The following is a 12,492-nucleotide window of genomic DNA, read 5'->3' as shown; positions in this document are numbered from 1 at the left end:
ATCGCCAGTAAGCCATACCGGTTACAATACGGTATGGCTTACTGCACAGTGAAAAGGGGAAGGAAAGGAGAAGGGTATGCCGGCGCTGCAATTGTTGATTAAACCGGTTTCGGGGTTATGCAATATGAAATGCAGCTATTGCTTTTATTGCGATATTGCAAGTAAGAGGGAGATAGCATCCTATGGTATTATGAGAATAGATACTTTAGAGAAAGTAATAGAAAAAGCATTGGATTATGCAGAACACACATGCGGATTTATTTTTCAAGGGGGTGAACCCACTCTTGCAGGACTGGATTTCTTTAAAAAAGTAGTTGAACTGCAGAGACAATATAATCATAAAAAAGTAAACATACAGAATTCCATTCAAACGAATGGCTATGTGATGGATGAAAAATGGTGTCATTTTTTTAAAGAGAATCAATTTCTTGTAGGACTTTCTATAGATGGAATAAAGGCGACTCATGATATTTACAGAAGAACAAAGGGCGGCGAAGATACATTTTCAGAAATAATAAATACAGCCTCCATGTTTGATCGGGTGGGAGTAGAATACAATGTTTTGACAGTGGTACATAAAAGCACGGCTGTTAAGATACGCAGGATATATGAATTTTATAAAAAAAGGGGATTTAAATATCAGCAATATATTGCATGTCTGGACCCTGTGTTTGAAAAACAGGGAACAGAAGAATACTCTCTTACTCCCGAAATATATGGGGATTTTCTGAAAGAATTATTTGACTTGTGGTATATTGATCTGCAGTGGGGGCGTCAGCCTTATATCAGGCAATTTGAAAATTATGTGGCAATTCTTCTGGGGTATCAGCCGGAAAGCTGTGAGCAGAGGGGGATATGCGGTATTCAGCACGCAATAGAAGCGGACGGTGAAGTATATCCGTGTGATTTTTATGTTTTGGATGATTACAAGCTTGGTAACTTAAATGACTGCAGCTTCCTTGAAATTGCCGAAAAAAGAAAGGAAATCGGCTTTATACAATCATCGGCAGACCATGAGGACGAGTGTGAAAAATGTTCCTATTTTCCACTGTGCCGCGGAGGATGTGCAAGGCACCGGCTGGAACTTCAGGATGGGAGCGGGAGGAGAAATTATTTCTGTCAGTCATATAAGATGTTTTTTGCGCACAGCATGGACAGGCTGAATGATATAGCACGGAAGATTAAGGAAAGAGGCAGATAAAGTATGTATTTCTTATTTTTTGTCATTAGCTTTTCGGCATCGGTAATCGGTGCTGTTTGCGGAATCGGAGGCGGTGTGATCATAAAACCCGTTTTGGATGCGGCCGGATTAATGGAAGTGGGGGCAGTCAGTTTTTTGTCAGGATGCACCGTATTATCCATGTCTTTCGTTTCCGTGGTACGTTCTTTGGGAACCAGAGATAAAGTGATCGAGTGGAGATGCGGAACAGCGCTTGCGGCGGGGGCGGCGATAGGGGGAGCCGGGGGGAAAGAAGTTTTTCAATATGCTTATAGCCATTTTGCGGACAGCAGCCAGGTTGGAGCCGTTCAGTCAGGAGTTCTTTTGCTTGTGACAGCGCTCACTTTCATTTACACTTTGAATAAGCATAGAGTGAGAACCTACCATATAAGAAGCTTGTTTCTGTGTGCTGTTACCGGATTAGCTCTTGGCCTTATGTCGGCATTTTTGGGTATTGGAGGTGGACCTATTAATTTGATGGTGCTTTCTTTCTGCTTTTCCATGACAACGAAACAGGCGGCCGCCAATTCTTTGTACATCATACTATTTTCGCAGTTTACCAGCTTGATCCATACGCTGGCAACGAATACAGTCCCTGAATTTCCCGTAAGTATTTTGGGATTTATGATTATGGGCGGGGTTTTGGGGGCTCTTGCAGGAGGCAGAATTAATGAGAGGATTCTTGACAGACATGTGAACAAACTGTTTATGGTTCTGATGGCCGTTATAATGGGAATTAATATTTACAATATTCACATGTTCTTATAAAAAAGAGAAAGTGTATTATAAGGGCATATTTTTACCAATTGCATGTATCCGGTTTTTACATTATAATTGGAAATGATAATCTAAAGAGTGACAGGAGGATACGCATGATACAATTATATGAAACCGGCGCATATCTGGTGAATGGAACGGAACTGATTCCTGATGACGGCAATGCGCAGGCAGCAATCAAGAGCAAGACAGGTAAAAACATAAATAAAGAAGATGCGGCGAAGGAAACGATTGCCTATGGTATTTTGGAAGAGCACAATACTTCAGGCAACATGAACAAGCTGAAAATAAAATTCGATAAATTGACTTCCCACGATATTACATTTGTAGGCATTATACAGACGGCGCGCGCGTCCGGACTGGAGAAGTTCCCGGTGCCTTATGTGCTGACCAACTGCCATAATTCTCTTTGTGCGGTAGGCGGCACCATCAATGAAGATGATCACATGTTCGGCCTTTCCTGCGCGAAGAAATACGGCGGCGTGTATGTGCCCCCTCATCAGGCTGTTATTCATCAGTATGCGAGAGAGATGCTCGCAGGCGGCGGACGCATGATTCTTGGCTCGGATTCACACACCCGTTACGGCGCTCTGGGAACCATGGCGATGGGAGAAGGCGGACCGGAGCTGGTGAAGCAGCTTTTAGACCAGACCTACGACATTAACATGCCGGAGGTAATCGGCGTCTATCTGTCCGGCGAGCCGGTAAAGGGCGTAGGACCTCAGGACGTGGCGCTTGCCATTATCGGCAAGGTATTTGCCAATGGCTATGTGAAAAATAAAGTAATGGAATTCGTCGGACCGGGCGTAGATTCCTTAAGCGCAGATTTTAGGATCGGTATCGATGTAATGACGACGGAGACCACCTGCCTTTCCTCTATTTGGAAAACGGATAAGGAAATCGAGGAGTTCTACGAGATACACGGCAGGAAAGAAGAGTATAAAGAGCTCGCTCCGGGCGAGGTGGTATATTATGACGGTATGATTGCAGTAGACTTGAGTGCGGTCAGGCCGATGATTGCAATGCCCTTCCATCCCAGCAACACTTATACGATTGAAGAGTTGAACGCCAATTTAGACGATATTCTCGACGATGTAGAGAAAAAGGCAATAGTCAGCTTGGATGGAGCGGTTAACTTTACATTGAAGAATAAAGTGAAAAACGGTAAATTTTATGTGGACCAGGGTATCATTGCAGGCTGTGCAGGCGGAGGATTTGAGAACATCTGCGCGGCAGCGGACATTCTGAAGGGAGCTTATATCGGTTCAGATGGATTTACCTTAAGCGTATATCCCGCTTCTACGCCGATTTATATGGAGCTTATCAGGAACGGCTGTGCGGCATTGCTTATGGAAACGGGTGCGGTACTTAAGACAGCTTTCTGCGGCCCTTGCTTCGGTGCGGGCGATACGCCGGCGAACAACGCTTTCAGCATCCGCCATTCCACAAGAAACTTCCCTAACAGAGAAGGCTCCAAGCTGCAAAATGGACAGATTTCCTCCGTAGCGCTGATGGATGCCCGCTCTATCGCAGCAACAAGCGCGAATAAGGGAATTCTTACGGCAGCTACAGACTTTGACGGAACTATCGGCAAGTATAAATACCATTTTGATTCCAACATCTATGCGAACCGTGTATTCGATTCCAAGGGAGAGGCGGATCCCGATATGGAGATTCAATTCGGCCCTAACATCAAGGACTGGCCGATGATGGGAGAACTTCCTGAGAATTTGGTACTCCGCGTAGTTTCTGAGATACACGATACGGTTACCACTACGGACGAGCTGATTCCTTCCGGGGAGACATCTTCCTATCGTTCTAATCCTTTAGGGCTTGCGGAATTTACGCTGTCCAGAAAGGATCCTGCTTACGTGGGCCGTGCCAAGGATATTCAGACGGCGCAGACCGCAGTTATGGAAGGTAAGTGTCCGCTTGGAGTAAAGCCGGAATTAAAGCCTGTAATGGCGGTAATTCAAAAGACTTATCCTGAAGCAGGAGAAGGAAATATCGGCTTTGGCTCTACCATTTTCGCGGTAAAGCCGGGCGACGGATCTGCCAGAGAACAGGCAGCATCCTGCCAGAAGGTGCTGGGAGGCTGGGCTAACATCGCTAACGAATATGCCACGAAGAGATATCGTTCCAATCTGATCAACTGGGGTATGCTTCCTTTTATCATCAATGAGGACGATAAGAAGCTTCCTTTTAAGAATCTGGATTATATTTTCATACCTGATATTAAGAAGGCGGTAGAGGAAAAAGCAGACAGTATAGCAGCCTTTGTAGTAGGCGAAAGCGATATGGTGCAGTTCGAGCTGTCGTTAGGAGAACTTACCGATGAAGAGCGCCAGATTATCCTGAAGGGTTGTCTGATCAATTATAACAGAGTTTAGTAAAGTATTTCTGTGAATATCCGATATATTATGTGCAGGGCAAAGTACTTCGGCCGAGGACCTGCCCTGCAATATAACATCGTTAAGCCACGGATGGTATTTATGAAACGTAACTTCGTTACGTTGATAGATACCATCTTTTTGTAATCAGGGAAGTGTTCCTATTACATAAAAGGCGGATGCGCAGCCGGCGCGCGCAAAGTGTGGGAGCTGAAAAGCGAATGAAGAAAGGAGCAGAAATTGATCATTAATTCCTCGAGCATAGGAATGGAATCCGAAAGAAGTTACAGTTCATTTATGTCAAGAAAGACAAGTGCATTACTCCTTGTCGGTATGGTCGGCCCCTTGGGAGACAGCGGGCAGTCCAAAGATATTTTCGGTACGGGAACTAAAGGTGAAACACAGGAACAGACGGAGGAAGAGAAGAAGAAAGCCTTGCAGGAGAAGCTGCGGGAAATGAGTTCTTATTCCAGAGTGAACCGCCCGTCCTACTTGCTGAATAAAAGAGATGGGCTGAGTACGATCAGGCAAAATTGCATGCAATATTTGATAAAGATATTTTTCGGAGAGACGAAGAAGTGGGATTATACCAAGATGCTGAGCGAAGTGAGCGGCCTCCGGAAGGCTGCGTCGCAGCCGGTCACGGAAGTTCTTTATTACAATCAGGAAATTTACTATAGGGAAGAAGAGAATACCTCCTTTTCCGCTGAGGGTACTGTAAAATGCGCAGACGGCAGAGAAATTAAGTTCAGCCTCGATGTACAGATGAGCAGAAGCTTTTCCTCCTACTACGAAGAGAATTATATGCAGATACAATCGCGGATGTGTGACCCTCTCGTCATCAATTTGGAAGGGAACATCGCGGAGCTTACTGATCAGACCTTCTTTTTCGACATCGACGCGGACGGTGTGAAGGACAAGATTTCCAAGCTGGGCAAGGGCAGCGGCTATCTGGCTCTGGATAAGAATGGGGACGGAGTCATTAACGATGGAAGCGAGCTTTTTGGTGCGAAGTCAGGAAACGGTTTTTCGGATCTGGCAGCTTATGATTCCGATGGTAACGGTTGGATCGACGAAGCCGACGAGATTTGGAACAAGCTCTGCATTTGGGTAAAGGATGAAAACGGCGACAAATGTTATAAATTATCGGAGAAAAAAGTAGGAGCAATCTGCCTTACAAACGTTTCCACCGATTTTTCCCTTACCGCCGCAAGCAACGCCGCTAACGGAATGATAAGGCGGACCGGTCTTTTTTTGTATGAAAATGGGGGAGCCGGAAGCATACAGCATTTGGATGTAACGTGCCATGGAGACGATAAGGCACATCTGGATGTGATGAGCTGAAAAATATAAGTATAGAAAGCGGATATCCTCACATACAATTAGGGTAGAGGTGTCCCATGAAAAAATATAGAATTGCTGAGCGAATAATAGAAAATAAAAGAATCGTATCCACACCGGATTACCGGGATATGGGTGCGGTTCTTTTGTTTATTTTTCTGTTTCCCTATATCGTCACCTTTTTCTTTGGAAATGTTAGTGCGGGGTATGAAGAGGCACAGGAGAGCACAAGCTTCATCGTGTGCAATACTACTTTGGCAGGAACGGAGAAAATGCCTTTAGAAACCTATCTGGCCTGTCGCCTTCCGGCAACGATAGACACAAGCTACGAACCGGAAACCTTAAAAGCCCAGGCGGTAATCTTGCGGACGGAGCTTATGAAGGCATACCGCGACAGTTTGGAGCAGGAAGGAGAGAATCCGGCGAATAGTAAGGAGCAGGATGGTAAAAAATATATTTACGTGGAAAGCATTGTTGCCATGACGGATGGAGAGGAATATGAAAAATGCAGGGAAGCCGTAAACAGCACGAGGGGGATGTACATGACCTATAAGGAAAAACCCATAAAGGCCCCCTATTTCGCCCTCAGTGCCGGAATGACGAGGAATGGGAACGAAGTATTAAAAAGCATGGAATACCCCTATTTGAAATCAGTAATGTGTGAAAGGGATTTCACGGCGAAAGAATATGTGCAGACCGTCAGAATAAAGAAAACCGCATTTCTCATAAGGATGCAGGAGGTGTATCCCGGGATAGTATGGGAAGAGGGAAAAGAGCTTACGGATATGCTGCGGATAGACAGAGACAGGGCAAATTATGTGACGAAGATAGAGATGGGCGGTTCTGCCATGTCGGGAGAGACGTTTCGTTCGATATTTTCCTTGAATTCCTCTTGTTTTACAGTAGAGCTTGAAAATAATGCGATTATTGATGACACAGTCGTCATAAAAGTAAAGGGTGTGGGACATGGGCTTGGCTTCTGTCAATATGCGGCCAACGAGGCGGCAAAAAAAGGAAGCGATTTTATAGATATACTAAACTATTATTTTACAGATATTGTGATAGAAAAAACTGAATAAAGAATGCGAAATCGGCAAAACTATCGATGAGGATAAAATCTTTAGGAGGAATCAATATGAGAAGAAGAAATAGATCCAGTGCGAAAAGGGAAAAAGCCATCATGCTGTTCTCATCGGTATTTGTGCTTACGGCACTTACAGTGACAGGGCTGTTTGTAAGGGGCAGAAGCGAAGAAAAAAGCGACGGCTATGTAGTCGATTTCAGTTCGATAGAAAATGAGAAAAGTGAATTGGCGAATAACAAGACTGTTCAGGGAACAGAAAATGCGGGAAGCGTAGTGACATCCGACGATTTGGACTATGATCCCTATTATCAGGAGACCAATTCAGCAAACGTAGAGAATGCGCAGGCTACTCAGGCAGCGAACGACGCCCTTCAGAAGGGAACAAAGAAGAATACGGACGATAAAGACAATAAGGACAAGCAAAAAAATGATAAGAACGAAGAAGGAATGTTCGACGAGACCATCGATACGGCACGCTTAGAGCAGATGGAAGATACTATGGCAATCGCCACCTCCATCCAGCCTGCGCTTACCTTCAACGACGGCGACAGTCTGGCATGGCCTATCGTAGGCAACATACTCATTAATTACAGTATGGACAAGACCGTATACTTTCCCACCCTGGAGCAGTATAAATATAATCCTGCCATCATTATTTCCGCGGTAGAAGGGGAGACGATTACGGCAGCAGCAGCCGGGAAGGTCACCAGCGTATTTACCGATCCTGAAATCGGCAATGCAGTAGTTGTGGAACTGGGCGGAGGTTATGAGGTCACATACGGACAGCTTAAGGATATTACGGTATCGGAGGGCGGCTATGTGAATAAGGGAGATATCATCGGCAGTGTGGCGGCTCCTACGAAATACTTTGTGGTAGAAGGATGTAATGTTTACTTCAAGCTGACAAAGAATGGAGTTCCCGTAAATCCCATGACGAAACTAAGTTAACAACAGGATGTGAAAATCATAATGATGCTATTTAAGCGGAGGTAATCGGTGCTGCATCTTCAAATGCAGCCCAGGAAGATTACCTCCGCTATGACGTGGATTACTCTTTACCTTACGAAGGGTTCGGGTTATAATTTCTATAAGACTGCGGGACGGGTATATCATCCCCGCTGCGTCTGCGTTTTCCCCATATCACATCTGAAAGTTTATCCTGCGTACTCAATACGGTTATTTGATGCATGATATACTAACGGCAGCGAAAGACGGAAAATAGATGACAGATTTAGAAAGAAAGAGATTTTATGAAAAAATATTTATGGCTGTGTGCTCTGGCAAGCGCCCTGCTCCTGGCGGGCTGTGCCTATACATATCCGGCGGAGGAAGATGCCGTATCGCCGGGAAACCAGGAAGGAAATAAAGAGCAGGAGAGTCTGGGGCTGGAACCTGTTTTCGATTATGATGTTCCAATAAGCCGTCCCGGTATTTTGGTGAACCAGACCGGATATGTTCCGGAAGGGAAAAAGGTTGCGGTATTTCGAGGCAGCAGGATGCCGGATAGCTTCGAGGTAATAGACGAAGAAACCGGGGAGGTTGTTTTTGAGGGTAAGGTGGAGGACGAGAGATATAACGATACATTGAAAGAATATAACGGCTACGGTGTATTCGACGATTTGGAAAAGCCCGGAAGTTATTACATACAAGCGCCGATTCTGGGTCGTTCCTATTCCTTCCGCATAGAAAAGAGCATATACGACGACGTATTTTATCTGGCATGTAAAAAGTATTACTTCAGCCGCTGCGGTATTACACTTGTAGAGGCGCTGGCGGGAGATGCGGCACACACCGCCTGTCATACACAGGCAGCCCTTTTGGATGAAGATAACAGAATATCGGTGGATGTGAGCGGCGGCTGGCATATGGATGAAAATTATTCCAAAAGCGTGGTGAAGGGAAGTCAGGTCATGGCGAATCTTCTATTGGCATACGAGCTGCATCCGGGAGTGTTTCCTGACGAGATGGGTATCCCGGAGAGCGGAAACGAGATTCCTGACATTTTAGATGAGGTAAAATATGAAGCCGACTGGATGCTTAAGATGCAGGATTCCGCCACGGGAGGAGTGTATTCCGAGATTGAAGTGAAGGAAAAGCATATGACACCTTATGCTACCAGGCAGGAATACTATGTGGAGCCGGTGACGTTAGAGGCGACGGCTTCCTTTGCGGCGGTGATGGCGAAGTTCAGCTATATTTATCAGGCATACGATACGGCTTATGCCACAGAATGCTTGAGGGCGGCGGACAGGGCATGGCGCTTTATGGAGAACAGCCGCAGCGAAAAAGAGATAGAACAGCGTTTCTTTGCGGCTACTGAGCTTTATCGTGCCACCGGCTACAGCTCCTATAGAAGAGCCGCAGAAAGTTATTTGGCTGAGGGCTCTTATAATATGGAGAACGATTATTTCTTCTGGGGCTGTACCACGTATATATCCACGAAACAGAGCGTAGATATGAATATATGCAGCGATGTGATGAAGGCGCTGATGAACGATGCGGAGAATATTTCGGAGAGGGCGAGAGGGGCAGGTTATCTGGCATTCGGAAATAAGGAGCAGGATAACAATGACGAGCTTCTTCACCAGATGATGCGGCTTACGGTAGCCGACCATATCATTGCCAACCACGAATATGAAACGATTATAGAGAATCATATCCATTATTTTATGGGGCGTAACGGAAAGGCAATCAGCTACATAGACGGTGCCGGAACCAGTAACTATGCAGCCATCGATGCTAAGCTGGGAATTATGAACCGGTTCGATTTGAATGCCGAGCTTATCTTCATGATGAGCGAGGTGATAAGCTGGTATAACAACGTTGAAGGATAAAAGAGGGATGGGTAAAAAGCATCTTTTGCATAGATATGGGCAATTTATATGTTTTATTATGAAAGAAATGAGTGCTATGCTGTAAGGAATGAAGCAGGAGATAGCAGCTCGCAGGATGGAAAGGCGGAAGGGATTCGTATGAAAATAGTTGTATTGGCAGGAGGAATCAGTACGGAGAGGGATGTATCCTTAAGTTCCGGAAGAATGATATATCAGGCGCTTAAAAATAACGGACACAAGGCAGTGCTGCTGGACGTATACTTAGGCTATGAAAAAGAGGATGCGGAAGCGATTTTCGAAAGGCACGACGACTGGGCGGAGGAAATCGGAGCAGTGGGAGAGGAGAATCCCGATATCGAAGCGGTGAAGGCTCTTCGAAGCGACGGAGACAAGAACTTTTTCGGCCCCAATGTCATTTCCATTTGTCAGGCGGCAGACGTGGTATTTATGGCTCTGCATGGACAAAACGGCGAGAACGGCAAGATACAGGCTTGCTTCGATTTGATGGGAATCCGTTATACCGGAGCTGATTATGTGAGCTCTGCGCTCTGCATGGATAAAGGACTTACCAAGGAGCTGCTGGATTACCACGGCGTTCCTGTGCCCCGGGGCATCAGCCTGAAGCGGGGAGAAGAGGACCGAAAATCCGTACCATTTCCCTGTATCGTTAAGGCCTGTAGCGGAGGCTCCAGCGTAGGGGTATGTATCGCGAAGGACGAGAGAGAGTATGAGGCAGCGTTAGCAGAGGGCTTTCGCTATGATGAAGAGGTCATTATAGAGCAATATATAAACGGAAGGGAATTTTCCGTAGGGGTCATGGACGGAAAGGCCTTGCCGGTAATTGAAATTGCGCCGCTTCAAGGCTTTTATGACTATAAGAATAAATATCAGGCGGGAAGTGCCGTGGAGACCTGTCCTGCCCTTCTTTCGGAGAGGAAGACGAAGGAGATGCAGTTTTTGGCGGAGAAGGCATTTCGGGTGCTGCGCCTTAAGAATTATGCGCGCATGGATTTTATGATGAATGATGAGGAAGAAGTTTTCTGTCTGGAAGCGAATACTCTGCCGGGCATGACGCCTACTTCTCTCCTGCCCCAGGAGGCGCAGGCGCAGGGAATAAGCTTCGGTCAGCTGTGCGAGAAAATCATAGAATCCGCGCTTAAGCAAGCGGTATAGGCGTTTGCGAAACTGCTAGTATATCATCCACAAATTAACTGGACCGCTCATTTGTCTAAACTTCCAGCTGCAATATGTGAAAGTTTATCCTGCGTATTCCGTCCGGTTATTTGATGGACGATATACTAGGCTGTGAAATCGTACATTAAATTATCAAAGGTTATGAGTTTCGTGATTATTTATAATGAAATATATATGCAATTGCGATAAATGGAAGGGACTGGGAGAAGAGAATGAAAAACCTTACTTTGCATAAGATAGCGAAGGCCTGCGGCGGGAAATTATTTGGCTGCGACGAGGGAATGGATAAAGAAGTATCGGGCGTAGTATTGGATTCCCGGCTCATAAAAGAGAATTTTTTATTTGTAGCGGCGAAGGGAGAGCGGGTGGACGGTCATGATTTCATCCCTCAGGTCATGGAACATGCAGCGGCAGGCGTTGTGTGCGAAAGAGCGCCTGAGATAGTATCAGGACCTTATATTCTCGTGGAGGATTCCTTTCAGGCGCTGAAAGATATTGCGGAGTTCTACCGGAAGCAATTGGACATTAAAGTGGTAGGCATAACGGGCAGCGTAGGTAAAACGAGCACGAAGGAATTCATCGCCTCGGTGCTTGCTGAAAAATATCAGGTGCTCAAGACGGAGGGTAATTACAATAATGAGGTAGGACTTCCGCTGACGGTGCTTAAGATACAGGAACATCACCAGGCGGCAGTGCTTGAGATGGGAATCAGCGATTTCGGCGAGATGCACAGGCTGAGCAAGATAGCAAGACCGGACATTTGTGTGCTCACCAACATCGGAGAATGCCATTTGGAAAACTTAAAATCCAGAGAAGGGATATTGCGGGCAAAAACAGAGATTTTCGATTTCATGCAGGAAGATGGCGCGGTATGCGCTAACGGCGATGACGATATGCTTCGCAGGATAGAAGAGATAAATGAAGGAACGCTTAAGGGAAGAAAGCCAATTTATTTCGGGCTGGATGAATCTAATCCTGTATATGCGGACGAGATAGAAAATAGGGGGCTTTTTGGCAGCAGTGCGAAAATCCATATGAAGAACGGCGAGTTTAAGGTAAAGATTCCTTTGCCCGGCGTACATATGGTTTACAATGCGTTGGCGGCGGCTTGTGTAGGAAGCCTTCTGGGACTTGACGGAGCACAGATTCAGGAAGGAATCGCCAAGGTAAAACCCTTGGGAGGAAGGAGCAATATCATTCATCTTCCAGATCGTGTAATCATTGACGACTGCTACAACGCCAATCCGGTTTCCATGTGCGCAGCCCTTGATTTGTTAGAAGCAGCGCTCACCAGAAGGGTGGCGGTCATGGGGGATATGTTCGAGCTTGGAGAAAATAAGGAGCAGATGCATGGAAGGGTAGGAGCCTATGCAGTAGAAAAGGGTATCGAGGTAATTGTCTGTATCGGAGAATTGTCCCTAAATATGTACGACAGTGCCAAAAAAGGGGCACGGGAAGCAGGAAGTGAAAGTACAGAGCTTTACTATTTTCCCGGGAAAAAGGAATTTTTGGAGAAGATGTCCGGTATTTTGCGAAAGGGAGATACTGTGCTGGTGAAAGCATCCCATGGAATGGCTTTTGAAGAGGTTGTGAAAGCATTGGAAGAAAAATAAAATAATGACCCGAAGAGTCAACGAGGATTATTGTTCCTGC

Annotated in this window: 9 protein-coding genes; all 9 read left to right on the top strand. The window is 45.8% G+C overall.

Annotated elements, in window-relative coordinates:
- Positions 1-76 precede the first annotated feature (76 nt).
- The 9 genes from CC90_RS0113255 (at position 77) to CC90_RS0113215 (ending at position 12,452) form a co-directional block, all read left to right on the top strand.
- Positions 77-1,201 carry an anaerobic sulfatase maturase gene (locus CC90_RS0113255; RefSeq protein ID WP_031391251.1) on the top strand — a complete coding sequence of 375 codons (1,125 nt, stop codon included), beginning with the start codon at positions 77-79 and terminating at the stop codon, positions 1,199-1,201.
- Between the two features lie 3 nt (positions 1,202-1,204).
- Positions 1,205-1,987 (top strand): sulfite exporter TauE/SafE family protein, encoded by a 783-nt coding sequence (locus CC90_RS0113250; RefSeq protein WP_031391250.1) that lies wholly within the window; start codon positions 1,205-1,207, stop codon positions 1,985-1,987.
- A 104-nt stretch (positions 1,988-2,091) separates the two neighbouring features.
- Complete coding sequence (locus CC90_RS0113245) at positions 2,092-4,386, top strand: hydratase (RefSeq protein ID WP_031391249.1); 2,295 nt, start codon at positions 2,092-2,094, stop codon at positions 4,384-4,386.
- 297 nt (positions 4,387-4,683) lie between these two features.
- Positions 4,684-5,730 carry a hypothetical protein gene (locus CC90_RS23230; RefSeq protein WP_132038483.1) on the top strand — a complete coding sequence of 349 codons (1,047 nt, stop codon included), beginning with the start codon at positions 4,684-4,686 and terminating at the stop codon, positions 5,728-5,730.
- A gap of 56 nt (positions 5,731-5,786) precedes the next feature.
- Positions 5,787-6,806 carry a SpoIID/LytB domain-containing protein gene (locus CC90_RS0113235; protein ID WP_031391247.1) on the top strand — a complete coding sequence of 340 codons (1,020 nt, stop codon included), beginning with the start codon at positions 5,787-5,789 and terminating at the stop codon, positions 6,804-6,806.
- A gap of 56 nt (positions 6,807-6,862) precedes the next feature.
- Complete coding sequence (locus CC90_RS23225; RefSeq protein ID WP_051869566.1) at positions 6,863-7,759, top strand: M23 family metallopeptidase; 897 nt, start codon at positions 6,863-6,865, stop codon at positions 7,757-7,759.
- 302 nt (positions 7,760-8,061) lie between these two features.
- A complete protein-coding gene (locus CC90_RS0113225) occupies positions 8,062-9,645 on the top strand; it encodes a glycoside hydrolase family 9 protein (RefSeq protein WP_031391245.1) in 1,584 nt (527 codons plus the stop codon).
- A 138-nt stretch (positions 9,646-9,783) separates the two neighbouring features.
- Positions 9,784-10,818 (top strand): D-alanine--D-alanine ligase family protein, encoded by a 1,035-nt coding sequence (locus tag CC90_RS0113220; RefSeq protein WP_031391244.1) that lies wholly within the window; start codon positions 9,784-9,786, stop codon positions 10,816-10,818.
- A gap of 233 nt (positions 10,819-11,051) precedes the next feature.
- On the top strand, positions 11,052-12,452 hold the full coding sequence (locus tag CC90_RS0113215) for a UDP-N-acetylmuramoyl-tripeptide--D-alanyl-D-alanine ligase (RefSeq protein ID WP_031391243.1): 1,401 nt from the start codon (positions 11,052-11,054) through the stop codon (positions 12,450-12,452).
- Positions 12,453-12,492 lie beyond the last annotated feature (40 nt).

Origin of the sequence: Kineothrix alysoides (assembly GCF_000732725.1) — a bacterium.
GTDB lineage: Bacteria > Bacillota > Clostridia > Lachnospirales > Lachnospiraceae > Kineothrix > Kineothrix alysoides.
Note: the sequence above shows the minus strand (reverse complement) of the source record. Positions and strands in the feature narration are given on the sequence as shown.